The sequence below is a fragment of the Quadrisphaera sp. INWT6 genome, from assembly GCF_015390235.1.
GTDB lineage: Bacteria > Actinomycetota > Actinomycetes > Actinomycetales > Quadrisphaeraceae > Quadrisphaera.
In genome coordinates this window covers 506,934-531,363 of record NZ_VUOH01000002.1, presented here as the reverse complement: position 1 = coordinate 531,363, position 24,430 = coordinate 506,934, and the positions used below count along the sequence as shown (strand labels likewise).

At 76.0% G+C, this 24,430-nt stretch carries 22 protein-coding genes and 1 pseudogene; 11 read left to right on the top strand and 12 right to left on the bottom strand.

Features of this window, described 5'->3' with window-relative positions; all coding sequences use genetic code 11:
• The first annotated feature begins 688 nt into the window (after window positions 1–688).
• Window positions 689–1,087, top strand: a complete 399-nt coding sequence (locus tag F1641_RS07335; protein WP_194904057.1) for a hypothetical protein — start codon at window positions 689–691, stop codon at window positions 1,085–1,087.
• A gap of 30 nt (window positions 1,088–1,117) precedes the next feature.
• On the top strand, window positions 1,118–1,819 hold the full coding sequence (gene deoC, locus F1641_RS07330; RefSeq protein WP_194904055.1) for a deoxyribose-phosphate aldolase: 702 nt from the start codon (window positions 1,118–1,120) through the stop codon (window positions 1,817–1,819).
• Window positions 1,820–1,909: 90 nt separating this feature from the next.
• Here deoC and F1641_RS23015 read toward each other — a convergent pair whose 3' ends face one another.
• The 4 genes from F1641_RS23015 to F1641_RS07310 form a co-directional block, all read right to left on the bottom strand.
• Complete coding sequence (locus F1641_RS23015) at window positions 1,910–3,064, bottom strand: GGDEF domain-containing protein (RefSeq protein ID WP_309225451.1); 1,155 nt, start codon at window positions 3,062–3,064, stop codon at window positions 1,910–1,912.
• Between the two features lie 113 nt (window positions 3,065–3,177).
• Window positions 3,178–4,968: a phospho-sugar mutase gene (locus tag F1641_RS07320; protein WP_309225450.1), complete on the bottom strand. Its 1,791-nt coding sequence runs from the start codon at window positions 4,966–4,968 to the stop codon at window positions 3,178–3,180.
• Window positions 4,965–5,867 carry a purine-nucleoside phosphorylase gene (locus tag F1641_RS07315; RefSeq protein WP_194904937.1) on the bottom strand — a complete coding sequence of 301 codons (903 nt, stop codon included), beginning with the start codon at window positions 5,865–5,867 and terminating at the stop codon, window positions 4,965–4,967. Before F1641_RS07315 ends, F1641_RS07320 begins: the two co-directional genes overlap by 4 nt.
• A gap of 51 nt (window positions 5,868–5,918) precedes the next feature.
• A complete protein-coding gene (locus F1641_RS07310; RefSeq protein ID WP_194904053.1) occupies window positions 5,919–6,401 on the bottom strand; it encodes a gamma-glutamylcyclotransferase in 483 nt (160 codons plus the stop codon).
• A 154-nt stretch (window positions 6,402–6,555) separates the two neighbouring features.
• On the opposite strand from F1641_RS07310, the gene F1641_RS07305 reads away from it, so the two are divergent.
• The gene (locus F1641_RS07305; protein ID WP_309225448.1) at window positions 6,556–7,977 is read left to right on the top strand and encodes an NAD(P)H-quinone dehydrogenase; all 1,422 of its coding nucleotides are present in this window, start codon (window positions 6,556–6,558) and stop codon (window positions 7,975–7,977) included.
• A gap of 35 nt (window positions 7,978–8,012) precedes the next feature.
• On the opposite strand, the gene F1641_RS07300 is transcribed toward F1641_RS07305, so the two are convergent.
• Window positions 8,013–9,803 carry a biotin carboxylase N-terminal domain-containing protein gene (locus tag F1641_RS07300; protein WP_375541472.1) on the bottom strand — a complete coding sequence of 597 codons (1,791 nt, stop codon included), beginning with the start codon at window positions 9,801–9,803 and terminating at the stop codon, window positions 8,013–8,015.
• Between the two features lie 310 nt (window positions 9,804–10,113).
• Between F1641_RS07300 and F1641_RS07295 the strand changes: the two genes are divergently transcribed.
• The 3 genes from F1641_RS07295 to F1641_RS07290 are packed head-to-tail and all read left to right on the top strand — an operon-like array spanning window position 10,114 to window position 12,598.
• On the top strand, window positions 10,114–11,535 hold the full coding sequence (locus F1641_RS07295) for an OFA family MFS transporter (protein ID WP_194904049.1): 1,422 nt from the start codon (window positions 10,114–10,116) through the stop codon (window positions 11,533–11,535).
• Window positions 11,532–11,654, top strand: a complete 123-nt coding sequence (locus F1641_RS21130; RefSeq protein ID WP_255514200.1) for a hypothetical protein — start codon at window positions 11,532–11,534, stop codon at window positions 11,652–11,654. The genes F1641_RS07295 and F1641_RS21130 overlap by 4 nt, the downstream gene beginning before the upstream one ends.
• A gap of 50 nt (window positions 11,655–11,704) precedes the next feature.
• Window positions 11,705–12,598: an SDR family oxidoreductase gene (locus F1641_RS07290; protein ID WP_309225446.1), complete on the top strand. Its 894-nt coding sequence runs from the start codon at window positions 11,705–11,707 to the stop codon at window positions 12,596–12,598.
• Window positions 12,599–12,694: 96 nt separating this feature from the next.
• Here F1641_RS07290 and F1641_RS07285 read toward each other — a convergent pair whose 3' ends face one another.
• From F1641_RS07285 to F1641_RS07270, 4 genes are all read right to left on the bottom strand, one after another.
• Entirely contained in the window at window positions 12,695–13,672 is a 978-nt protein-coding gene (locus tag F1641_RS07285) for a TIGR03557 family F420-dependent LLM class oxidoreductase (protein ID WP_194904934.1), read from the bottom strand.
• 188 nt (window positions 13,673–13,860) lie between these two features.
• Window positions 13,861–14,535 carry a nucleoside triphosphate pyrophosphatase gene (locus F1641_RS07280; protein ID WP_194904047.1) on the bottom strand — a complete coding sequence of 225 codons (675 nt, stop codon included), beginning with the start codon at window positions 14,533–14,535 and terminating at the stop codon, window positions 13,861–13,863.
• 11 nt (window positions 14,536–14,546) lie between these two features.
• The gene (locus tag F1641_RS07275; RefSeq protein ID WP_194904046.1) at window positions 14,547–15,047 is read right to left on the bottom strand and encodes a GNAT family N-acetyltransferase; all 501 of its coding nucleotides are present in this window, start codon (window positions 15,045–15,047) and stop codon (window positions 14,547–14,549) included.
• Window positions 15,048–15,180: 133 nt separating this feature from the next.
• On the bottom strand, window positions 15,181–16,656 hold the full coding sequence (locus F1641_RS07270; protein ID WP_194904044.1) for a dicarboxylate/amino acid:cation symporter: 1,476 nt from the start codon (window positions 16,654–16,656) through the stop codon (window positions 15,181–15,183).
• A gap of 694 nt (window positions 16,657–17,350) precedes the next feature.
• On the opposite strand from F1641_RS07270, the pseudogene F1641_RS23770 reads away from it, so the two are divergent.
• Together F1641_RS23770 and F1641_RS21125 are read left to right on the top strand one after the other, a co-directional pair.
• Window positions 17,351–17,734: pseudogene (locus tag F1641_RS23770) on the top strand (LCP family protein); the annotation flags it as partial.
• A gap of 25 nt (window positions 17,735–17,759) precedes the next feature.
• Window positions 17,760–18,194: an LCP family protein gene (locus F1641_RS21125; protein WP_375541471.1), complete on the top strand. Its 435-nt coding sequence runs from the start codon at window positions 17,760–17,762 to the stop codon at window positions 18,192–18,194.
• A 37-nt stretch (window positions 18,195–18,231) separates the two neighbouring features.
• Here F1641_RS21125 and F1641_RS07255 read toward each other — a convergent pair whose 3' ends face one another.
• On the bottom strand, window positions 18,232–19,968 hold the full coding sequence (locus F1641_RS07255) for a DUF885 domain-containing protein (protein ID WP_194904038.1): 1,737 nt from the start codon (window positions 19,966–19,968) through the stop codon (window positions 18,232–18,234).
• A 100-nt stretch (window positions 19,969–20,068) separates the two neighbouring features.
• Here F1641_RS07255 and F1641_RS21120 point away from each other — a divergent pair, with 100 nt between their 5' ends.
• Window positions 20,069–20,944: a hypothetical protein gene (locus F1641_RS21120; protein ID WP_194904036.1), complete on the top strand. Its 876-nt coding sequence runs from the start codon at window positions 20,069–20,071 to the stop codon at window positions 20,942–20,944.
• 179 nt (window positions 20,945–21,123) lie between these two features.
• Here the strand turns inward: F1641_RS21120 and F1641_RS07245 are convergent, their stop codons facing one another.
• On the bottom strand, window positions 21,124–21,846 hold the full coding sequence (locus F1641_RS07245) for a PspA/IM30 family protein (RefSeq protein ID WP_194904034.1): 723 nt from the start codon (window positions 21,844–21,846) through the stop codon (window positions 21,124–21,126).
• 194 nt (window positions 21,847–22,040) lie between these two features.
• On the opposite strand from F1641_RS07245, the gene F1641_RS07240 reads away from it, so the two are divergent.
• Together F1641_RS07240 and F1641_RS07235 are read left to right on the top strand one after the other, a co-directional pair.
• Window positions 22,041–22,580, top strand: a complete 540-nt coding sequence (locus tag F1641_RS07240; RefSeq protein ID WP_194904032.1) for a PAS domain-containing protein — start codon at window positions 22,041–22,043, stop codon at window positions 22,578–22,580.
• Window positions 22,577–23,542: a methyl-accepting chemotaxis protein gene (locus tag F1641_RS07235; RefSeq protein WP_194904031.1), complete on the top strand. Its 966-nt coding sequence runs from the start codon at window positions 22,577–22,579 to the stop codon at window positions 23,540–23,542. Before F1641_RS07240 ends, F1641_RS07235 begins: the two co-directional genes overlap by 4 nt.
• Window positions 23,543–23,592: 50 nt before the next feature.
• Here F1641_RS07235 and F1641_RS19765 read toward each other — a convergent pair whose 3' ends face one another.
• On the bottom strand, window positions 23,593–24,141 hold the full coding sequence (locus F1641_RS19765) for an SMP-30/gluconolactonase/LRE family protein (RefSeq protein ID WP_309225444.1): 549 nt from the start codon (window positions 24,139–24,141) through the stop codon (window positions 23,593–23,595).
• Between the last annotated feature and the right edge of the window lie 289 nt (window positions 24,142–24,430).

The following is a 24,430-nucleotide window of genomic DNA, read 5'->3' as shown; positions in this document are numbered from 1 at the left end:
TCGCGGGTGTCCGACAACCGGGAGCCGGCCCGGCAGGCGGCGGACCAGCCAGCGGGGAGGCCGGCGCAGCGAGCCGCAGGCCGGGCCTCGCGCGCCCTGGGCGCCTCCCGGGTCCTCCTGCGCCACCCGCCCTACCGCCGGGCCACCACGATCGTCTGCGTCGCCCTGGCCATGGCGGCGCTGTTCGTCACCTCCTACGTCGACGCCCTGGGCCGTCCCTCGGCGCGCGCCGTCGACGTGGCCGTCGTCGCCGGCTCGGGGGCGGACGCCGACGGCGGGCCCGTCGACCAGCTGCAGGCCGCGCTGCAGCAGGGGCTGGTGGTGCACCCGGCCGCCGACGTCGACGCCGCCCGCGAGGCCGTCGCCGAGCAGCGCGCGTACGCCGTCGTCGACCTCGTGGACGGCGTGCCGCAGCTGGAGCTATCCAGCGCGTCGGGCAGCTCCGTGGCCCGGGTGCTGACGACGGCGGCGCTGCGGGTCAGCGACTCCTCGGGGCAGCGCTGGGCCGTCAGCGACCTGCACCCCCTGCCCAGCAGCGACCCGTCGGGCCTGGCCGTCTTCTACCTGGTGCTGGGCTCGACCATCCTCGGCTTCGTCACCACGTTCCAGCTCCGGGCCAACGCGAAGCCCCTGCCCCTGCGCGACTGGCTGGCCTTCCACCGGCGGCCTGTCGGTGCTCGGCGGGCTGGTGCTCGCAGCCACCGCGAAGGGGCTCGGCGTGCCCGTGGTCCTGTGGGAGGCGTGGGGGCTGCTCACCCTGCAGATGGCCACCGCGTCGGCGTTCGCCGGGACGGCGGCCCTCCTCGTGGGCCGGTGGTCGATCCTGCCGACCTGGCTGCTGTTCGTGGTGCTCGGCAACACCTCCTCCGGCGGCGCGGTGGCGCCGGCGCTGCTGCCGGAGCCGTTCAGTGCGCTCTCGCGGGTGCTGCCCACCGGGTCGACCGTCTCGGCGCTGCGCTCGGCGGCGTACTTCCCCGGCTCCCAGCACCTGGAGCCGGTGCTGGTGCTCGTGGCGTGGGCGGTGGTGACGTCGGCGGTGCTGGTGGTGGTCTCGCGACGCCGGGGCCGCAGCCCGGGGGAGGACTGAGGCGGGGAGCCGGGCTGCGAGGATCGGGAGGTGAGCACCCAGACCTGGACCGCGGAGCGCGTCGCCCGCCTCGTCGACCACACCCTGCTGAAGCCGGAGGCCACCCCGGCCGACGTCGCCGCCCTGCTGGCCGACGCCCGCTCGCTGGGCGTGCTGGCGGTCTGCGTCTCGCCGTCGTTCCTGCCGCTGGACCGCACCGCGGGCGCGGGCGCGACCGAGGGCCTCGTCGTCGCGACCGTCTGCGGCTTCCCGTCCGGCAAGCACGCCAGCGCGGTGAAGGCCGCCGAGGCCGCGGCCGCGGTGGCCGCCGGCGCCGACGAGGTCGACATGGTCATCGACGTGGGCACCGCCCTGTCCGGTGACGTCGACGCCGTCCGCGCCGACATCGCCGCGGTGCGCGCTGCGGTCCCCGCCGCCGCGGGTGCCGGTGGGGTGCTCAAGGTGATCGTCGAGAGCGCCGCGCTGCCCGACGACGTGCTCGTCGCGGTGTGCCGCGCCGCCGAGGAGGCGGGCGCCGACTTCGTGAAGACCTCCACCGGCTTCCACCCCTCGGGTGGCGCGAGCACGCACGCCGTCGAGGTCATGCACGCCACCGTCGGCGGGCGCCTCGGCATCAAGGCCTCCGGCGGCATCCGCACCGCCGAGGCCGCGGTGGCCCTCCTGGACGCGGGCGCCACGCGGCTGGGCCTGTCGGGGACGGCCGCGGTGCTGGACGGCCTGCCGCGCGGCTGACCGCCCCCGCCCGGGGGCGGTCCGGAGGGGCCGCGTCCGGGCGCCCCAGGGCTGGGCGCCCCAGGGCTGGGCGTCTCAGGGCTGGGCGTCTCAGGGCTGGGCGGACCGGGCCCGGCGGTCGCGCTTCTGCTGGTACATGGCGGCGTCGGCCCGGGCCAGCAGCTCCTCGCCGGTGCACGGCTCGGTGGCCACCGCCACGCCGGTGCTCGCCCCCACGCGGGCGGTGCGCCCACCCGCCAGGGACACCTCGGCGGACACCGCCGTCTGCAGGCGCTGGGCCGTCTGCTCGGCCTCGCGCGCGTCGTGCAGGTCCGAGAGCACGACGACGAACTCGTCGCCCCCGGCGCGGGCGACCACGTCACCGGGGCGCACCGCGGCCGCGAGGCGCCGGGCGACCACCACGAGCAGCTCGTCACCGGCGGCGTGGCCCAGGGAGTCGTTGACCTCCTTGAAGCCGTCGAGGTCCACGAAGACCACGGCCGATGGGGAGCGTTCCGCCGCCGCGGCGGCCGCCCCCGCCACGGCGTCCGCCAGGCCCCGGCGGCCGGTGAGACCCGTCAGGTGGTCGTGGAGCGCCGCGTGCTCGAGCTCCCGTACGCGGCGGCGGCGCTCGGCGTCCAGCGCGTCGGCCGCGGCCCGCTCGCGTCGGGCCATCTGCGCGGTGTTCACGAGGGACGGCAGGGTGAGCACCAGCAGCGCGGCCCCGAGCAGCACGCTGGTCCCGGCGGGGACGACGCCGTCGGTCCAGCCCGCCAGCTCAGCGCCCCACGAGGCCGCCGAGACCGCTGCGAGCAGCACCGTGCACTCGACGACCCGCCGCCTCGTCGGGTCGGTCCGCACCGAGTGCGACACCACCGAGGAGCTCACGGCCGGGACGAGGACGCTCAGGCCGAGCAGCACCAGCAGCCAGGTGACGAGCACCAGCGCGACGACCGCGGGAGCCGCGCCGGCCCTGCCCGTGGACAGGCGGTCCTCCAGGAACAGGCGGACGGGACGGGCGGCCACGACGCCCAGCGCGCCGCCGACGAGGGCTGGGGGCACCGGTTCGACGTCGTGCCCCAGGGCGCCGGCGAGCAGGGCGAGCCCCGTGGTCGCCGCGGCGTAGGCCAGCACCGTCGCGGGCACCTCGACGAGCCGGAGCAGCCGGAGCAGCCGGAGCAGCCCGACCGGTCCGGCCCGCCCGGCCCGCCCGGCCGTCCCGGGGGACGGGGACGGCTCGTGGCGCGCCGACCGCTCGCCCACCACCACCGGACCCCCCGCCCTCGCTGCACTCCCTGCTGCCCGCACCTTCGGCAGGGCGCCGGCGGACTGGACCCGCCGCGCCGCGGACCACCCGGATGCCGGGGGCCGCGGCGGCGTCAGAGGCCCAGGACCGCCCGCACGGCCGCGTCGAGCGCCTCGAGCGCCCGGCCGGCGCGAGCTCGGGCCGCGCCCAGCTCGGCCTCGGCGGTGACCGGTTCCACGACCTCCAGGTAGCACTTCAGCTTCGGCTCGGTGCCGCTCGGCCTGACCACCACGCGGCCCCCGCCGGCCAGCACCCAGCGCAGCCCGTCGGTCGCGGGGACGCCGGTGGTGGCCACCGACCCCTCCGAGAGGTCGTCGACCCGCTCCACGGCCCGCCCCGCCAGCTCCGCGGGCGGCTGCGCGCGCAGCCGCGCCATCGCGTCGGAGATGAGGGAGAGGTCGTCGACGCGCACCGACACCTGACCGGTGGCGTGCACGCCGTGCCGCACGGCGAGGTCGTCGAGGACGTCGAGCAGGGTGCGTCCCCGCGCGGCGAGGTCGGCGGCGAGCGCGGCGACCACCACGGCCGTCGAGATCCCGTCCTTGTCGCGCACCACCTCGGGGGCCACGCAGTAGCCGATGGCCTCCTCGTAGCCGAAGACCAGGCGCGGCGCCCGGGAGATCCACTTGAAGCCCGTCAGGGTCTCGGCGTGCCCCAGCCCGTGGGCCTCGGCGATGCGCCCCAGCAGGCTGGAGGAGACCAGCGAGCACGCGAGCACGGCGCTGCGGGGCTGCCGCCCGCCCGGGGGGCGCAGCCCGCCGGAGGCGACGTGCTCGCCGAGCACCGCCCCCAGCTCGTCGCCGCTGAGCGCGCGCCAGCCGCCGTCGGCGGCGGGGTCGGGCACGGCGACGGCGCAGCGGTCGGCGTCGGGGTCGACGGCGACGACGAGGTGCGCGTCGCGGCGCCGCGCCAGCGCGAGGGCCAGGTCGAGGACGCCGGGCTCCTCGGGGTTGGGGAACGCGGTGGTCGGGAAGGCCGGGTCGGGGTCGGCCTGCTCGGGCACGACCGCGACGTCCGTGGCGCCCGCGCGGCGCAGCGCCTCCACCGCGACGGCGCCGCCCACGCCGTGGACCGGCGTCAGGACGACGCGCAGCCGGGCGCGCCGCCGGTCGGCGGGCGGCGGGCCGGGCAGCGCCGAGACCTCCCGGAGGTAGGCCTCGAGCACGTCGCCGCCGAGCACCGCCCAGCCGCGCCCGGCGCGGGGCACCTCGCGCGCGGGGGGCTGCACGGCGATGGCCGCGGCGATCAGCGCGTCGGCCGGTGGCACGATCTGCGCCCCGCGGCCCGGGTCCTCACCACCGGCGGCGTCCGCGGGCGTGCACCGCCCGCCGAGGTAGACCTTGTAGCCGTTGTCCTGCGGCGGGTTGTGGCTGGCGGTGACCATGACGCCGGCGTCGGCGTCGAGGTGGCGCACCGCGAAGGCCAGCACCGGGGTCGGCAGCGGCCGGGGCAGCAGCAGCGCCCGCACCCCCGCGGCCGCCACGACCGCCGCCGTGTCGCGGGCGAAGGCGGGCGACCCGTGCCGCGCGTCGTACCCGATGACGCACACCGGGGGGCCGGCCTCGGGGTCGGACGGCGCGGCGACGTCGAGGAGGTGCGCCGCCAGGCCGGCGGCCGCGCGCACGACGACGGCGCGGTTCATGCGGTGGCTGCCCGGGCCGAGGGCCCCGCGGAGCCCGGCGGTGCCGAACTCGAGGTCGCCGTCGAGGGCGTCGGCCAGCTCGGAGGTCGCGGCGGCGTCCCCGCCGGCGGCGCGCTCGACGAGCGCCCGCAGGGCCGCGGCGTCGTCGTCGTCGACGTCGCCTTCCGCCCAGGCGAGGGCGCGGCCGCGCAGCGCCGCGGACGGGGCGGCGGGGGCCGTCACGCGGCGTCCTGGGAGAGCACCCGGCGCACCACCTGCGCCAGCAGCGCCCCGATGCGGGGGCCGGCCGCGCGGCCGGCGTCGACGACCTCCTGCGGGTCGAGCGGGGTCGGGCTCACCCCCGCGGCGAGGTTGGTGACCAGGGAGATGCCCAGCACCTCCAGGCCCGCCTGGCGGGCGGCGATCGCCTCGAGCGCCGTGGACATCCCGACCAGGTCACCGCCGATGCGCCCGGCCATGCGGACCTCGGCCGGGGTCTCGTAGTGCGGGCCGGGGAACTGCACGTACACGCCCTCGGTGAGGTCGGGCTGCACCGCGCGGGCGAGGTCGCGCAGGCGCGGGGAGTACAGGTCGGTGAGGTCGACGAAGGTGGGGCCCTCCAGCGGCGAGGTCGCCGTGAGGTTGATGTGGTCGCTGATCAGCACCGGGGTGCCCGGGCCGCGGGCGGGGTCGATGCCGCCGCAGCCGTTGGTGAGCACGAGCGTCGAGCAGCCCGCCGCCGCGGCGGTCCGCACCGCGTGGACGACCGGGCGGACCCCGCGGCCCTCGTACAGGTGGGTGCGGGAGAGGAACACCAGGGCGTGGCGCTCGGCGCCGGCGTCGTCCGTGACGCTGACCGAGCGCACCGTGCCGACGTGCCCGAGGGCGGCCGCGGGCGCGAAGCCCGGCAGGTCGGTGACCGGCACCTCCGCCGTCGTCGCCCCGAGCAGGTCGGCGGTGACCTGCCAGCCCGAGCCGAGCACCAGCGCGGTGTCGTGGCGGGCGACCCCGGTGCGCTCGGCGATCGCCCGCGCCGCGGCGGCGGCGATGTCGAAGGGGTCCGTGCTGGGGTCGGCGTGGTCGAAGGCCGGGTTGTTGGAGTGGTCCGGGCCGGCCGCCGCTGCGCTGTCGAAGGGGTCCATCACGCTCGGCACCGTACTGCGGCCCCGCTGGTGGGCGGCTGGACGGGCGCGTCAGCCGACGGAGCGGCAGGGGCGCGCGCGCAGCTCGGCGACGTAGTCGTCGGGGGCGCCGGCCGCCTCGGCGGCGTCGGCGAGCATCCCCAGGTAGAAGGCGCTCGGCATGCCGCCCTCGTAGTCGTCGAGCACGTAGGTCCACGCCAGCAGCTCGCCCTCGAGCGTGTCGACGCGCACCTTGACCCTGGTGTAGAGCCCCAGGTCAGCGCCCTCCCACCGGTCGAGCTCCTCGGCGTCGGAGTCCGTGAGGTCGTACACGGCCACGAACACCTGCGCCGGGGGCACCTCGGGGTGGGCCGGGTCGACCTGCTCGGGCACCTCCACGACCGTGGCCAGCGCGCCGTCCCAGCCGCGCTCCTCACCGCCGAACGTCAGGCGCCACCCGCGCAGCCACCCCGTCGCCTCCAGGGGCGAGTGGGGGGCCCGGGTGGCCATCCGGTCCGGGTGCAGGTTGCTGGCGTACGCCGCGTACAGCGCCATGAGCGCCGAGGGTAGCGGCGACGACGTCGTGGAGGACCCCCGCCACGGGCCGCCCCGGCCGCCGCGGCCCTCGACGGGGCCCGGGACCGGCTGCGGGTCCGGGCGCCCCGGGCACCGGCCCTCCCGGGCGCGCCGGGGTGGGAGGATCAGGGACGTGCTGGGACGCAAGCCGAAGGTCGTCGTCGTCGGGGGTGGCCCGGGGGGCTACGAGGCGGCCCTGGTCGCCGCGCAGCTCGGGGCGCAGGTCACCGTGGTCGAGCGCGCCGGGATGGGCGGCTCCACCGTCCTCACCGACGTGGTCCCCTCCAAGACGCTCATCTCCGTCGCCGAGGTCATGAACCAGGCCTCGGAGGCCGAGGCCCTCGGGCTGCGGTTCCCCGGCAGCGACGGAGACCCGGAGACCGCGGAGCCCATCACGGTCGACCTGGCCCGGGTCAACGCCCGCGTGCGCAAGCTCGCGGAGGCGCAGTCCGCCGACATCGCCCGCCGCCTCGACGCCGAGGGGGTGCGCGTGCTGCGCGGCAGCGGCCGCCTGGACGGCACCGAGCGCGTGGTCGCGGAGCTGGCCGGCGGCGGCAGCGAGGTCCTCGACGCCGACATCACCCTGGTCTCCACCGGCTCCTCGCCGCGCGAGATGGACTCCGCCAGGCCCGACGGCGAGCGGATCCTCACCTGGAAGCAGCTCTACCAGCTGGAGAGCATCCCCGAGCGGCTCGTCGTCGTCGGGTCGGGCGTGACGGGCGCCGAGTTCGCCAGCGCCTACGACGCGCTCGGCTCCGACGTCGTCCTCGTCTCCAGCCGCGACCGCGTGCTGCCGGGGCAGGACGGCGACGCCGCCGAGGTCATCGAGGACGTCTTCCGCCGCCGCGGCATGGAGCTCATGGGGCGCTCGCGGGCGAAGGCCGCGCGGCGCGAGGGCGACGGGGTGGTGGTGACCCTCGAGGACGGGCGCGAGGTGCGCGGCTCCCACTGCCTCATGGCCGTCGGGTCGGTGCCCAACACCGTCGGGATCGGGCTCGAGGAGGCCGGCGTCGAGCTCTCCGGGAGCGGGCACGTCCAGGTCGACCGGGTCTCGCGGACCTCCGCGCGCGGCGTCTACGCCGCCGGTGACTGCACCGGGGTGCTGCCGCTCGCGTCCGTGGCCGCCATGCAGGGGCGCACCGCCATGTGGCACGCCCTCGGCGACGCCGTGAGCCCGCTGCGGCTGCGCAAGGTCTCCGCGAACATCTTCACCGCGCCCGAGATCGCCACCGTCGGCTGGACGCAGGAGCAGGTGGAGTCCGGCGAGGTCGACGGCGAGGTGCTGATGCTCCCGCTGGCCGGCAACGCCCGCGCCAAGATGCTGGGCATCCGCGACGGCTTCGTGAAGCTCTTCGCCTCCACCGGGTCCGGCCGCGTGCTGGGCGGCGTCGTCTGCGCCCCGCGCGCGTCGGAGCTGATCTTCCCGGTGGCGCTCGCGGTCGAGCACGGCCTGACCGTCGACCAGGTGGCGCACGCCTTCACGGTCTACCCGTCGCTGTCGGGCTCCGTGGCGGAGGCGGCGCGCCGCCTGCACGCCAGCCCCGAGATCGCCTGAGGCCGTCCCCGCCTCCAGGGCCGTCCCCCGGCGGGTCAGGAGCTGGCGGCGGGGGTGGCGTTGGCGTCGGCGATCGTGCAGATCACCGCGCCGGTCGTCAGCGTCGCGCCGACGTCGGCCTTCAGACCGGTGACCACGCCGTCCTTGTGGGCCGTCAGCGGCTGCTCCATCTTCATCGCCTCGAGGACGACGACGAGGTCTCCGGCCACCACGGTGTCGCCCTCGGCGACGGCCACCTTGACCAGCGTGCCCTGCATGGGGGCGACCAGGGCGTCGCCGCCGGCGGCCTTCGCCGCGGCCGCGGCGTTGCGGGGGCGCTTGGGCTGGCGGCGCGCGGACTGCACCGCGCCGCCGACCTGCGCGCCGGCCTCCATGACCCATCCCGGCAGGGTGACCTCGAGGCGCTTGCCGGCGACCTCGACCACGACGGTGGAGCGCTCGGCGTCGTCGGGGTGCGGCGCGTCGGCGGCCGGGCCCGACCAGGGGGCGGCCGAGCCGGCCCACTCGGTCTCGATCCAGCGGGTGTGCACCGCGAAGCCGTCGGCGGCGGTGAAGGCCGGGTCGTCGACCACCAGGCGGTGGAACGGCAGCACGGTCGGCATGCCCTCGACGACCATCTCGGCCAGCGCGCGGCGCGCCCGCTGCAGCGCCTGCTCGCGGGTGGCGCCGGTGACGACCAGCTTGGCGAGCATCGAGTCGAAGCTCCCCGAGACCACGTCGCCGCTGCGGACGCCGGAGTCGACGCGGACGCCGGGGCCCGACGGCGCCTCGAAGCGGGTGACCGTGCCGGGGGCGGGCAGGAAGCCGCGGCCCGGGTCCTCGCCGTTGATGCGGAACTCGAAGCTGTGGCCGCGCACGGGCACCTCGTCGTACCCGAGGGGCTCACCGGCGGCGAGGCGGAACTGCTCGCGCACGAGGTCGACGCCGGCGACCTCCTCGGTCACGGGGTGCTCGACCTGCAGGCGGGTGTTCACCTCGAGGAAGGAGACGGACCCGTCGGCCCCCACGAGGAACTCGCAGGTGCCGGCGCCGACGTACCCGGCCTCGCGCAGGATCGCCTTCGACGCCTCGCGCATCGAGCGCTCCTGCTCGTCGGTGAGGAACGGCGCGGGCGCCTCCTCCACGAGCTTCTGGTGGCGGCGCTGCAGCGAGCAGTCGCGGGTGGACACGACGACGACGCCACCGTGCTCGTCGGCGAGGCACTGGGTCTCGACGTGGCGGGGCTTGTCGAGGTAGCGCTCCACGAAGCACTCGCCGCGCCCGAAGGCCGCGACCGCCTCGCGGACGGCCGACTCGTACAGCTCGCCGACCTCCTCGCGGTTCCGGGCGACCTTGAGGCCGCGGCCCCCGCCGCCGTAGGCGGCCTTGATGGCCACCGGCAGGCCGTGCGCGTCGACGAAGTCGAGCACCTCCGCCACGCCGGAGACCGGACCGGGGGTGCCGGCGACCAGCGGTGCACCGACCTTCTCGGCGATCTCGCGGGCGGAGACCTTGTCGCCCAGGGCCTCGATCGCCGACGGCGGCGGACCGATCCAGGTGAGGCCGGCGTCGACGACGGCGCGGGCGAAGCCCGAGTCCTCCGAGAGGAAGCCGTACCCGGGGTGCACGGCGTCCGCGCCGGACCGGGCCGCGACCTCCAGCAGGAGGTCGGCGCGCAGGTACGACTCGGCCGACGTCGTGCCGCCGAGGGCGTGCGCCTCGTCGGCGAGCTCGACGTGCAGCGCGTGCCGGTCGGGCTCGGCGTACACCGCGACGGAGCCGATGCCGGCGTCCTTGCAGGCGCGGATGACGCGCACCGCGATCTCACCGCGGTTCGCCACCAGCACCTTCGTGACGGGCCTGCCGGCCCCGGTGCTCCCGGTGCCCCTGGAGCGGCTCGCGCCGCGCCTGTCGCTGCCCACGCCCGACTCGCTTCCCACTGGCTGGTCCTCCGCTCCGGAGGCCCCGCAGGGCCGTCCCGGCCGAGCAGCCTATCCGCCGCGCGCGGCGCCTCACCCGGTCGCCGCTGCTCGGGGTGCGCTCGGGTGGTGTGCCCACCGCGCGGGAGGCACGCTGCCCGGGGGCGCGTCCAGCCACGGCGCGGCCCGGAGCCCGGCAGGAGCACTGCTCGGGCCACTGCGACGGAGCAGGAGTCCGATGTCGTCACAGGCAGCCTCGAGCAGGCCGGCCACCGCGAGGCGGGGGAGCTTCCTCGACCGCGAGCGCACCGTCGCCCCACCCGGCTACAGCCGCTGGCTGATCCCGCCCGCCGCGCTCGCGGTGCACCTGTCGATCGGGCAGGTGTACGCGTTCAGCGTCTTCAAGACCCCGCTGCAGGAGCACTTCGGCACCGAGGGCACGCCCATCGCGGTGATCTTCTCGATCGCCATCGTCATGCTCGGCCTGGCGGCCGCGTTCGGCGGCACCTGGGTGGAGCGCAACGGGCCCCGCAAGACGATGGTCGCCTCGGCGCTGTTCTTCTGCGGCGGCCTGTTCATCGCCTCCGCCGGTGTCGCGCTGGGGCAGCTGTGGGTGGTGTACCTCGGCTACGGCGTGGTCGGCGGCATCGGGCTGGGCCTGGGGTACATCTCCCCGGTCTCCACGCTGATCAAGTGGTTCCCCGACCGCCCGGGCCTGGCCACCGGTCTGGCGATCATGGGCTTCGGCGGCGGCGCGCTGATCGCCTCGCCGCTGACCAACCGGCTGCTGGGCACCTACGCCGACGCCCCCGAGAACGCCATCGCGCCCACGATGATCACGCTCGCGTGCGCCTACCTGGTGCTGATGCTGCTCGGAGCCTGGGTGGTGCGCGTCCCCGCCAAGGACTGGCGCCCCGCCGGCTGGACCCCGCCGCAGCAGCAGGCGGGCGGCATGCGGGCGACCGCCGACACCACCGCGAGGAACGCGATCCGCACGCCGCAGTTCTGGCTGCTGTGGGTGGTGCTGTTCACCAACGTCACCGCGGGCATCGGGATCCTCGAGCAGGCCGCGCCGATGGTCCAGGAGTTCTTCTCCCAGATCGACGCCGCGGCCGCCGCGGGCTTCGTCGGCGTCCTGTCGCTGTGCAACATGGCGGGCCGGTTCGTGTGGTCGTCGACGTCCGACGTCATCGGCCGCAAGCGGATCTACATGGTCTACCTCGGCGTCGGGCTGGTCGCCTACCTCGGCGTCGTGCTGCTGGGGACGTCGTCGGTGGCGGTCTTCGTCATCCTCACCGGCATCATCCTGAGCTTCTACGGCGGTGGCTTCGCCACCATCCCGGCCTACCTCAAGGACATGTTCGGCGGCCTGCAGGTGGGCGCCATCCACGGCCGGCTGCTCACCGCCTGGTCGGCGGCCGGGGTCGCCGGGCCGCTCATCATCAACAGCCTGGTCGACGCCCGCCGCGCCTCCGGGGCGAGCGGAGCCTCGCTGTACCAGCTGCCGCTGCTCGTCATGGTCGGCGTGCTGGCGGTGGGCTTCGTCGCGAACGCGCTGGTGAGGCCCGTCGACCCGAAGTTCCAGGAGCCGGTGGCGGGCGGGCCGGCGTCGTCGGCCTCCGCCGGGCAGGACCGTCGTGAAGGGGTGGGGAACCGATGAGCGAGGCGTCGCAGGGGGCCGCGAAGGCGGCGGCCGTGGTGCTGTGGGTCCTCGTGGGCGGGGGGCTCGGCTACGGCGTGTGGCAGACCGTCGCCCGCGCCAGCCAGCTGTTCGGCTGACGCTCCGGGCCGCGCCGCTTGGAAGGACGGGGGCTGGGTAGGAGGTCGGGGTGACTGGAACCCCTGAGCTCGTCGACCCGACCACCCAGTACCCCGTCCCCGAGTTCGACCAGGGCGCGCAGCCCGGTCCGGGCCAGGCGTGGGGCATGGACCCGAAGCCCGACCACGGCGAGGAGAGCTACCGGGGCAGTGGCAAGCTGACCGGGCGCCGCGCGCTGGTGACCGGCGGTGACAGCGGCATCGGCCGCGCCGCCGCCATCGCCTTCGCCCGCGAGGGCGCCGACGTCGCCATCTCCTACCTGCCCGAGGAGGAGACCGACGCCGCCGAGGTGATCGCCCTGATCGAGGCCGCCGGGGTGAAGGCCCTCGCGCTGCCCGGCGACATCAAGGACGAGGCGCTGTGCACCTCCCTGGTGGAGAAGACCGTGGAGGCGTTCGGCGGCATCGACGTGCTCGTCAACAACGCGGGCAAGCAGCAGGCGCGGGAGTCGCTGCTCGACATCACCACGCAGCAGCTCGACGACACCTACAAGACCAACGTCTACGCGATGTTCTGGATCACGAAGGCCGCGCTGCCGCACCTGCCCGCGGGCTCGTCGATCATCAACACCACGTCGGTGCAGGCGTTCCAGCCGTCGCCGACGCTGGTCGACTACGCCAGCACCAAGGCCGCCATCAACAACTTCACCAAGGGCCTGGCCGCGCAGGTCGCCCCGAAGGGCATCCGCGTCAACGCCGTCGCCCCCGGGCCGGTCTGGACGCCGCTGCAGCCCGCCGGCGGCCAGCCGGAGGAGGCGCTGCCGACGTTCGGCGAGCAGACCCCGCTGGGCCGCCCCGGCCAGCCCGCCGAGTACGGCGCGGCGTACGTGCACCTGGCGTCGAACGACTCCAGCTACACCACCGGCTCGACCCTCTCGATCACCGGCGGCATGCCCACCCCGTGACCCCCCTGGAGCGCACCCTCCGCGGAGGGTGCGCCCCAGGACCACGTCGGGACCGCGCTCTCCGTGGAGGGCGCGGTCCCGAGGTGCGTCACGAGGTCAGGACGACGACGACGGCGTCAGCTTCCGCCACGCGGGGATGAGCTCCGAGGAGGCGAACTCCAGGAACCCGTCGGGGTCCGGACCGGCGTTCTGGGTGACCAGGTGGTCGTAGCCGGCGTCGACGAACTGCTGCCCGTTCGCGACGTGCCTCGCGAGGTCCGGGCCGCAGGCGAACTGCCCCAGCACGTCGTCGCGGGTCACGAAGCCCGCGGCGGCCTCGAAGTTCACCGGGTTGGGCAGCTCGGCCATGACCTTCCAGCCCGTCAGCGCCCAGGCGCTCTTCTCGAGCACGGCGTCGACCGCGGCGTCCTCGGTGGGCGCCCACGCCAGGGGCACCTCGCCGTAGACGGGGCCGCTGCCGCCGTCGCCCTTCCACGCCGAGACGAAGCCGGCGTCGGGCTCGGTGCCGAACAGGCCGTCGCCGAGGTCCGCGGCGAGCTTGGCCGACGCCGGCCCGGAGCCCGCCACGGCGATGACCGGCAGCTGCTCGGGCAGGTCGAAGACCCGCGCGTCCTCCAGCTGCAGGTGCTTGCCGGAGTAGGAGTGGTACCCGCCCGACCAGAGCAGACGGATGATCTCGAGGGACTCCCGGAACCGCTCGTGGCGCTCGTGCACCCCGCGGAACGCCGGCTCGCCGATCACGTGCTCGTTGAGCCGCTCACCGGCGCCGACGCCCAGGGTGAAGCGCCCGTCGGAGAGGATCTGCAGCGTCGCCGCCGCCTGGGCGACGACGGCCGGGTGGTACCGGTACGACGGGCACGTCACACCCGTGACGAGCCCGATGCGCTCGGTCTTGGCCGCCGCGTTCGCGAGCATCGCGAAGGCGAAGCCGGAGTGCCCCTGCGCCTCGACCCAGGGGTGGAAGTGGTCGCTCACCTCGACGAAGTCGAAGCCGGCCCGCTCGGCGGCCACCGCCTGGCGGACGACCTCCTTCGGGTCGAACGCCTCGGCGGCGAGCTTGTAGCCGATCTTCAGGCCGCTGCCCGAGGACGACGGGGTGCTGGTGGTCTCTGCCATGGCTCCGCCCTACCCCGCCAGCCCTCCCGCAACCGAGCGCCCGGCTGCGGTTCGTGGGGGTGCAGGAACCGCAGCCGAGCGCCTGGCTGCGGTTCGCGGGGGTGCGGGAACCGCAGCCGAGCGCCTGGCTGCGGGGCGGGGGGGGCTCAGGCGCGGGGCGTCCAGAGGTCGGTCCAGGCGACGCCGACCTCCGCCAGCAGCTCGCGCAGCAGCGGCAGCCCGATGCCGACGACGGTGTGCGGGTCGCCCTCCACGCCGGACACGAACGCCCCGCCCAGCCCGTCGAGGGTGAACGCCCCGGCCACCGCCAGCGGCTCGCCGGTGGCGACGTACGCCTCGACCTCGGCGTCGGACACCTTCGCGAAGTGCACCGTGGTCGACGCCACGGCACCGAGGGTCGCGCCGGTGACGGGGCCGTCCTCGCCCTCGCGGGCGTCGATGACCCAGTGGCCCGTGTGGAGCACGCCGGAGCGGCCGCGCATCGCCTTCCACCGCTCGACGGCCTGCTCGGCGCTCGCGGGCTTGCCGAAGACCTCGCCGTCGAGCTCCAGCACGGAGTCGCAGCCCACCACCAGCACGCCGTCGTCGGGGGCGCCGTCGGCGTCCTCCCAGCGCGCGGCGACGTCCTCGGCCTTGGCCTTGGCGAGCACCAGGGCGACGTCCTCGGGGTCGGTCACGCCGTAGCGCTCGACGACGGCGGGCTCGTCGACCCCGGAGACCAGGACCAGGGGCTCCACGCCGGCGGCGCGCAGCGTGGCGGCGCGGGCGGGGGAGGCGGAGGCCAGCAGGAGGCGCACGGGAGCGGTCGTGGCAGCGGTCACGTGCGGCGACGCTAGCCGAGGGGCTTGGAGAACCAGAGCTGGGCGTCGGCGTTGTCGTTGTACGGCGCGACCTCGACCCAGCCGGTCCGCCGGTAGAGCCGGGTGGCCGCCTCGAGCTCGCCGCGGGTGTCGAGCACCAGGCGGGTCGCGCCGCGGTCGCGCGCCCACCGCTCGACGACGTCGAGCAGGCGCGCGCCCAGCCCCAGGCCGCGGGCCTCGGCGGAGACCCACAGGCGCTTCACCTCGACGGCCGGGCCGTCGGCGAGGGCCACCGCGCGGGCGCCGACGCAGCCGAGCACCTCGCCGTCGCGGTCTCCGGCGCGACGGGCCAGCCAGAACGCGCCGTCGGGGCCCGCCAGGTCGGCGTCGGCGTCCTCGGCGAGCTGCCAGGTGACGCCCATGGCGGCGGAGACGTCTGCGGCGAACGAGGCCCGCGCAGCCGCCGCCTCGGGGGCGGTCGGCGGCGCGGGCCGGAAGACGACGTCGGTGCTGGTCTCGGGGGTGGTGCTCATGGCCGTCAGTGTCCCGGGCGCCGTGGACGACGTGACGCCCGACGGGCAGAGGTCCACCCAGACCCCGTTCACGGGGTGCGAGGTGGACCTCTGCCCGTCCGGCGTCACGCCGCGGCGTGGCGGGAGACCACGGTCACGGTCGGGAGGGAGCCCCGGAACCGACGAGGGCGTCGTCCTGGCCGGACTCCGCCTGCTGGGCCGCGGCGCGCTCCTCGCCCTCGGACAGGAACGTCGGCAGCGTGCGGCCGTCGTAGCGCTCGCGGTCGAGGATGCCCTCGCGCTTCGCCACGATCGTCGGCACGAGCGCCTGGCCCGCGACGTTCACCGCGGTGCGGCCCATGTCGAGGATCGGGTCGATCGCCAGCAGCAGGCCCACGCCCGCCAGCGGCAGGCCCAGCGTCGACAGGGTCAGCGTGAGCATCACGGTGGCGCCGGTGAGGCCCGCCGTCGCGGCGGAGCCGACCACGGACACGAAGGCGATGAGCAGGTAGTCGGTCCAGCTCAGGTCGACGCCGAAGAACCCCGCCACGAAGATCGCGGCGATGGCCGGGTAGATCGCGGCGCAGCCGTCCATCTTCGTGGTGGCGCCCAGCGGCACGGCGAACGAGGTGTACGCGCGGGGCACGCCGAGGTTGCGCTCGGTGACCCGCTCGGTCACGGGCATGGTGCCCACCGAGGAGCGCGAGACGAACGCCAGCGAGATCGCCGGCCAGGCGCCCGCGAAGAAGCGGCGCACGCCGAGGCCGTGGGCCTTCAGCAGCACCGGGTAGAGCACGAAGAGCACCAGCGCGAGGCCGACGTAGACGTCGACCACGAAGACGCCCAGCGGCGAGAGCGCGTCCCACCCGTAGGTGGCGACGGCGCGGCCGAGCAGACCGACGGTGCCGAGCGGCGCGAGGCGGATGACCCACCACAGCACCGTCTGGACGACGGCGAGCGCGCTGCGGGCGAACGCCAGGAACGGCTCGGCGCGGTCACCGGTCTTCAGGGCGGCGATGCCGACGGCGATCGCGATGACGATCAGCTGCAGCACGTTGAAGCTGAGCCCCGTCGTCGAGGTGGCCGTCGTGGTGTCGCCCGCTGCGGTCAGCGTCGTCGAGGTGCTGGCGCCGAGGCCCAGCCAGTTGCTCGGCACGATCCCCTGGAGGAAGTCGAGCCAGGAGCCGGTGCGGCTGGGCTCCGAGGCGGCGTCAGCCGAGACGCCGGAGCGGGTGCCCGGGTCGGTGAGCAGGCCGATGGTCAGGCCGATCGCCACCGAGACCGCGGCGGTGATGGCGAACCACAGCAGCGTCTGGCCGGCCAGGCGCGCCGCACCGGCCACCTGGCGCAGGTTGGCGATCGAGGTGATGACGGCCAGCAGCACCAGCGGCGGCACGAGGGCCACCAGCAGGGTGACGAACGTGGAGCCGACGGTGTCGAGGGTGGTGACGAGCCAGTTGTCGGGGGCGCCGTCGACGACGGGCCCCATCTCGCGGGCCACCAGGCCGAGGACGACGCCCAGCACGAGGCCGGCGATCACCTGCGCCCCGAACGGGATGCGCCTCAGGCGGGAGAGGGGGGACGACGAGCGCGGACGCGCGGGCGCGTCAGGTGCGGCGGAGGAGGTCACGGGGAGCCTTCGGGTCGGGCGACGGGGTGGGCCGGTGCGGCCTCGCGGGGCCGTCGGTCACCGACAGCGGTCGCTCGCGGTGCGCAGGAGGTCGACGTGGAGCCTGCGGGTGAGGGACCACCCCGGCTCGTCGACCTCCCCGACCCTGCGCACCCAGCGTTCAGCGCCCGCCCAGGTGGAGGTGTTCCCCCGACGGGTCACGGATCCGCATCACCACCCACCGCAGCCGAAGGAGGGACCGGCGCCACCGGCTGCTCCGGACGGGGACGGGAACGAGCCGCCGTCGGGGTGATGGCCGGTGGTCGTGGCTGTTCCTCGGTCGCGCAGCGTTCCTACCGTCGCCGGTGACCGTGGGCAGCCGCCCTCGTGTGCGGCTGACCTGGGAGACCGCGTGGCCATCGTCGAGCAGGGGGACCCCGGGGTCTCCGCGCTGCTGGCGCCCGACCGCCCCGCCGGTGCACCTCCGGGTGCCCCGCCCGAGGGGCCCGGAGGAGGGCCACCGGGCGGTGGCTCTCCCCGACGGCGGGACCGGAGCCGCCTCGTGCTGGGTCTGGCGGCCGTCGTCGTCGTCGCTCTCGTGGCGGCCGCCGCCGCCCTGTGGTCCGCGGCCCCCTCCGTCGGCCACCTCGGCGACCCCTTCGAGGAGATCCCCGCCACCGCTCGCGCCACCGCCGACCCCGCGGCGGGCGAGGCGATGAACATCCTGGTCATCGGGTCCGACAGCCGCGCCGAGAGCGCCGCGGCCGAGGACGGCGGCACCGCCTCCCTCGACTGGCGGGCCGGCGGGCAGCGCAGCGACGTGCTGGTGGTCGCCCACCTGTCGGCGGACGGGAGGACGGCCCAGGTCGTCTCCCTCCCGCGCGACTCGTGGGTGCCGGTGCCGGGCTACGGCACCACGAAGATCAACGCGGCGTTCAGCTACGGCGGCGCGGCGCTCGCGGTGCAGACGGTCGAGCAGCTCACCGGCGTGCGGATCGACCACGTGGCCGCCATCGACTTCGACGGCTTCGCCCGCGTCACCGACGCCCTCGGCGGGGTCCGACATCTGCGTGCCGCAGACCACCACCGACGGCATCGGCACGGTCGAGGCAGGGTGCCAGCGGATGGACGGCGAGCAGGCGCTGGAGTACGTGCGCCAGCGCAAGACGCTGCCCGGCGGCGACTTCGACCGCCAGCGCCGCCAGCAGAACTGGATGCGCTCGGTCATCACCGGGGTCACCCAGCAGGACGTCGCCGGCGACCCCCTGAGGGCCGCGGGCGTGGTCCGCCAGCTGGCCGCGTCGGTCCAGACCGACGACGGCCTCGGCGAGGCGCAGCTGGTGCAGCTCGCGGTCTCGTACCGCGCCCTGCGCGCCGACGACGTCACCTTCCTCCAGGCGCCGCTCGCGGACCCGGCGACCGGTGACGAGGACGGCGCCTCGGTGGTCTACCTCGACGCCGCCGCCGGTGCGCAGCTGTGGGAGGCCGTGCGCACCGACGACGTCGCGAGCTGGCTCGCGGCGAACCCCGGTGCGGGGCTCGCCGACACCGTCCGCTGACCCGCCCGCGGGGTCCTGACCGCCCGCCGCGCCGCCCTCAGCGGGCGAGCGCCCCGCGCAGCACGTCGAGCGGCACCGACCCGACGTCGAGGGCGCGGCGGTGCCACGCCACCAGGTCGAACGGGGTGCCGTCGGCGGCGGCGCGGGCCCGGGCGTCCTCGCGCAGGCCCAGCCACACGCGCTCGCCGAGCTTGTACGACGGCGCCTGCCCCGGCCAGCCCAGGTAGCGCAGGTGCTCGAAGCGCAGGAACTCCTCGGCCTGGAAGGTGTGCTGGCGCAGGTAGCGCCACACGGCGTCGGCGTCCCACGCAGCGCCGGGTGAGGTGGCGACCTCCGCGGGGGCCTGCAGGCCGAGGTGCAGGCCGATGTCGACGACGACGCGCGCGGCCCGGAACAGCGACCCGTCGAGCATGCCGAGGTGGTCTGCCGGGTCCTCCAGCCAGCCGAGGTCGGACATGAGGCGCTCGGCGTACAGGGCCCACCCCTCGGCGTGCCCGGAGGTGAAGCAGAGCATGCGGCGCCAGCGGTTCAGCGAGGCGGAGCGGTACAGCGTCTGGCCGATCTGCAGGTGGTGGCCGGGCACGCCCTCGTGGAAGACGGTGGTGCGCTCGCGCCAGGTGCCGAAGCGCTCCACGCCCGGCGGCACCGACCACCACATGCGGCCCGGGCGGGAGAAGTCCTCGCTGGGCCCGGTGTAGTAGATGACGCCCGACGAGCTCGGCGCGATGCGGCACTCCAGGCGGCGCACCGGGTCCGGGATGTCGAAGTGGGTGCCGGCGAGCGCCTCGACGGCGCTGTCGGAGAGCTCCTGCATCCACGACCGCAGCGCGTCGGTGCCCACCACCTGGCGGTCCGGGTCGGCCTCGAGCTGGGCGATGACCTCGCGGGTGCTGGCCCCGGGCGTGATCCGCTGCGCGGTGGCGGTCATCTCCGCCTCCAGGCGGGCCACCTCCTCCAGCCCCCAGGCGTAGGCCTCCTCCAGGTCGAGGGCGGCGCCCACGTGGTGGCGGCTCAGCAGGGCGTAGTCGTCGCGGCCGACCGCGTCGGTGGTGCGGGCCGCGGGGGCGAGCTCGTCGCGCAGGACGACGGCGAGGGCGTCGTACGCCTCCCGCGCGGCGGCGGCCCCGCGAGCGAGGTCGGCGGCGAGAGCGGGGGAGGGGGCCGCGCCGTCGGGGCGCGCGCCGGCGACGAGGCGCGCGAACGGCCCGTCGTCGCTCGTGAAGCCCGCGATCTGCTCCAGGCAGGCGTCGACCTGCCGGCGCGCGGGGGGCCTGCCCGCGGCGACCGCGGCGCGCAGCGAGGCCGTGTACCCGGCGAGCGCCTCGTCGGTGCGCGACAGGCGCGAGGCGATGGCGGCCCAGTCGTCGGCGGTGGCCGTGTCCATGAGGTCGAAGACCTCCTGCACCGACTGCACCGGGCTCGCGAGGACGGCGAGGTCGCCGACGTCGAGCCCGGCCTCGTGCACGGCCACCTGCAGGCCGAGGCGGTCGCGCATCGCGGCCGCGGTGGTGGCGTCGGTGTCGTCGAGCTCGGTGCCCGTGCGCCCGCCCGTCGGGGAGGCGCCGGCGAGCAGCGCGTCGAGCTCGGCCAGGGTGCGCCGGTCGTGCTCGGCGCGGGCGGCGGCGCCCTCGGGGGAGCGGTCGGTGGGCTCGTCGGTGCGGCCGGGGAGGCCGAGGTGCACCCGCAGGTCGGGGTCGAGGGCGGCCGCTCCCTCCAGGTGCCGGTCGGCCAGCGCGTCGACGGCGGACGGGGTGCGGGGGGTGGTGCTGCTCACCGGACCCACGCTAGGAGCCCCGCCCCGCGGGTGCGCCCGCGGGGCGTCCAGCGAGTTCCCAGCGCGTGACGGGGTGGGCCGGTGGGTGTACGACGGAGGGGTGCTGACCTCCCCCCGGCGCACCCGCGCCGTCCTGCCGCCCACCGCCCTCGTCGCCACGGCGCTGCTGCTCGCCGGGTGCGGGGCCGGGGGCACCGCCGCAGACGCCGCCTCGACCGCCCCGAGCCTGTCGACGGCGACGTCGGCGGCGCCCAGCACCTCGACGAGCACCGCGAGCGGCGCGACGGGCACGGCGTCGTCCTCAGCGGGCTCGTCGGGCGGGTGCGCGCCCACGGGGCAGGAGGTGCCCAGCGGCGCCGCGACCGCCGCCACGGCGGACCTCGACCACGACGGGCGCGCCGACGAGCTCTGGCTCGCCGACTCCACCACGGGCAGCGGAGCGCTGGAGCGGCGGCTCGGGGTGAGGACGGCGTCGGGGGCGGTCTTCTCGACCACGTACACCTCGGCGTCGCCGCAGGGGACGACGGCGGTCGGGCAGGCCCTCGACGGCTCGACGAGCATCGTGCTGCTGAGCGACGGGCGGCAGGTGCCGCTGTACGCCGTCGTCACGGGCTCCGGGCAGGGCGCGTGCCAGCTGGTGGCCTCGGCCAACGCCCAGGGGCAGCAGTACGCCTTCGACCTGGGGTTCACCGGGTACGGCAGCGGCGTCGCGTGCGTGCCGACGTCCCAGGGCGGCAGCGACCTCGCGCTCTACGGCCTGCTGGTGGTGGGCGGCGACGCCGAGGGCGACCTGCCGGGGATCCAGCGCACCCGCATCGACCTGTCCGACGGCGGCCGGCAGGCGCGCAACGGCCCCACCGACTCGCCCGCGGAGCTGCAGGGCATCAACCCCGAGGGGGCTCAGGTGGCCGCGGCGCGGCAGGTGTCCTGCGGCGACCAGGGCCCCGACACGGCGGTCGTCGAGCCCGCCTCCTGACCCGCGCCCCTCGCGAACCGCAGCCGAGCGCTCGGCTGCGGTTCCCGGGTGGGTCCGAACAGCAACCAGGCGCTCGGCTGCGGTTCGGAGGTGGGTCCGAACAGCAACCAGGCGCTCGGCTGCGGTTCCGAGGGGGTCGGGAACCGCAGCTGAGCGCCTGGCTGCGCACGTCGAGGGGGTCAGTCGGTGGAGGTGCCGCCCTTGAGGGCGGCCAGGCGCAGCTCGACCTCGGTCTGGTCGGAGTCGGCCTCGAGGGCCTCGAACTGCGCGTCCAGGCTGGAGGCCGCGAGCTCCTCCTGGCCCCGCACGCGCGCCTCCTCGCGGCGGACCTTCTCCTCGAAGCGCGAGACCTCGCTGGTCGGGTCCATGAGGTCGACGGCCTTCACGGCGTCGTGCACCTGCGACTGCGCCGCGGCCATGCGGGAGCGGGCGACCAGCTCGTCGCGCTTGCCCTTGAGCTCCTCGAGCTTGCGGCGCATGCCCTCCAGGCCGGTCTTCAGCTTGTCGACCACCTCGGTGCGCGAGGCGATCTGCGGCTCGAAGCCCTTCGCCTGCCCCTCGGCGTCGATCTGGCGCTGCAGCGCGATGCGCGCCAGGTGGTCGAACCTGTCGGCCTCGGTGCCGTTCCCCTCGCCGCGCAGCTGGTCGGCCTTGCGCGAGGCCGCCTGGGCCTTGCCGCCCCACTCCTTCGCGGTGGCGACGGCCTCGGCGTGGTCGTCCTCCATGAGGCGCAGGTCGCCGATGGTCTGCGCCACCGACGCCTCGGCCTCGCGGATGGCCTGCGTGTAGTCGCGGACCATCTGGTCGAGCATCTTCTGCGGGTCCTCGGCCTGGTCGATCAGGGCGTTGAGGTTGGCCCTGACCAGCTGGCTGACCCGTCCCAGCAGCGACTGCTGCGCCATCGGTGCTCCTGCTCTCCGTGCTGCGCGCCGCGCCACCACCGGGCGGGCGCCTGCTGACCTGCGCTCCCAGCATGGCCGAGCGCCGCTGCCGGGCGCCACCGGGCGCCACCGGGCGCCACCGGGCGGAACGGGGCCGGGGGCGACACCCGCGGGTGACGCTCAAGTCGATCACCCGAGGCACCGATCACGGGTGCATGACCTCCCGACCCACGGGTGTGGAGCGGCACCTCGGTCCCGACGAGCTCATCGTGAGCAAGACGGACCTGCAGGGCCGCATCACCTACGCCAACGAGTCCTTCCTCCGCATCGGCGCCTTCACCGAGGACCAGGTGATCGGGCAGCCGCACAACCTGATCCGGCACCCGGAGATGCCCCGCGCCGTCTTCAAGCTGCTGTGGGACACGGTGCAGAGCAAGCAGGAGCTGTTCGCCTACGTGGTGAACCTCGCCGCCGACGGCGCCCACTACTGGGTGCTCGCGCACGTCACGCCGTCCTTCGACGCGCACGGCGCCGTGGTCGGGTACCACTCCAACCGCCGCCGTCCGCACCCCGAGGCGCTGGCCCGCATCAAGCCGGTCTACGCGGAGGTCCTCGCGGAGGAGGCGCGCCACTCCGGCGCCCGGGCGGCCACCGCCGCCGGTGCGGAGCTCCTGGCGCAGATGGTCGCCCGGAGCGCCGGCTCCTACGACGAGTTCGTCTGGTCCCTGGAGCCCCAGGAGGTGGGCGCACGATGAGCCCGTTCAGCAAGCGCTCCGCCGCCGCGACCGCCGAGGCCGAGCTGGCCGTGCACCGCGAGCTCGTCTCCGAGCTGCGCCGCACCTGCCGCGCCATCGCCTCCGGAGACCTCGAGGCCCGCGTCCGCCCGGTCGCCGGCGTCGAGGCCTCGGCCCACCGCACCGACCTCGTGGCGCTGCGCGACGAGGCCAACAACGCCTTCGACGTCACCGACGCGTTCGTCCGCGAGTCGAGCGCGTCGCTCACCGCCGCCGCGCAGGGCCGCTTCCACCGCCGCTTCCTGCTGCGGGGCATGCCCGGCTCCTTCCGCACCGCGGCCGTCACCATCAACGCCGGCGGCGGCGCCGTGCGCAGCGCCGCCGAGGACGTCGCCCGCGCCGGCGACGCCCGCCAGGTGCTCGCCGACGAGTTCGAGGCGTCCGCGGTGTCCACCACCCACGCGGTGGGGGAGGCCACGACGGTGCTGAGCGCCGCCGCGTCGCAGGCCACGGCCTCGGCGAAGCACGCCGCCGACGAGGCCGACGCCGCCCGCCGCACCATGCAGGCGCTGGCGCAGTCGTCCGACAAGATCCGCGACGTCGTCGCGGTCATCGACACCATCGCCTCCCAGACCCGGCTGCTGGCCCTCAACGCCACCATCGAGGCGGCGCGCGCCGGCGCCGCGGGCAAGGGCTTCTCGGTGGTGGCCTCGGAGGTCAAGGACCTCGCCGACCAGACCGGCCGCGCCACCGAGCAGGTGACCGCCCAGGTCGAGGCGGTGCGCCAGGCCAGCGGCTCCGCCGTCGACGTCATCACCCGCGTGGTGGAGACGATCTCGGCGATGAGCGCCGTCATCGACGAGATGAGCACCGCCGTCGACGGCGGCGCCGCCGCCACCGGCGAGCAGGTCCGCGGCCTGTCGGCCACCTCCCAGCAGCTGCGCGAGCAGGTGATGGGCCTCCTGGAGGGGATGCGCTCCTGACGGGCGCGCGCTCCTGACGGCCCACCGGCGGTCTGGGACCGCCACCCGGGTCAGCGGGGCTCGGCGCCCCGCACCCGGGTGGCGATCCGGTACAGCGACGTCGACGCCGCGACGTAGAGGTCCTGCCCGCCGTGCGCGTTGTCCGGGCCGAAGCAGACGTTCGCGACGACCTCCGGCACCGGGACGCGCCCCAGCAGCTCGCCCTCGGGGGAGAGCACCAGCACGGCGTCCTCGCTGGAGCACCACAGGCGGCCGGCGTCGTCGACCCTGAACCCGTCGACGACGCCGCGCTCGCAGACGTGGAGCACCTCCCCGCCGGTCAGGCGGCGACGCCCGTCGTCACCGGTGACGACGGCGAAGCGCCGCACGTGGTGGTTGCCGTCACCGGCGCGGTCGGAGATGACGCTGGTGTCGGAGACGTACAGGACCGCGCCGTCGGGGGAGAGCGCGAGCCCGTTGGGCTGCTCGAGGTCCGTGGCCACCGCCTCCAGCACCCCGTCGGGGTCGAGGCGGAAGACGTGGCAGCCGCCGTACTCGCGCTCGCCCGGGTGGCCCTCCCCGGGCTGGAACAGCCCGTAGGTGGGGTCGGTGAACCACACCGAGCCGGCGGCGTCGACGACGACGTCGTTGGGGCTGTTTCAGCCGCCGCGGGCCCTCCGGGGTCTCGACGCTGTCGACGAGCGCCTCCACCACGGGCCCCGCGCCGTCGGAGGAGGGTCGCTCCACCTCGACGCGCCGCCGGCCGTGGGAGCACTGGACCACGCCGCCCCCCGGGGCGCGGGTGCGCCCGTTGAGGAACTCCACCCCCGTGCGGTGCACCCCGCTCGCCCCGGTGGCGGGCTCGTAGAACATCACCCGGTCACCGGGGATGTCGCTCCAGCGCACCAC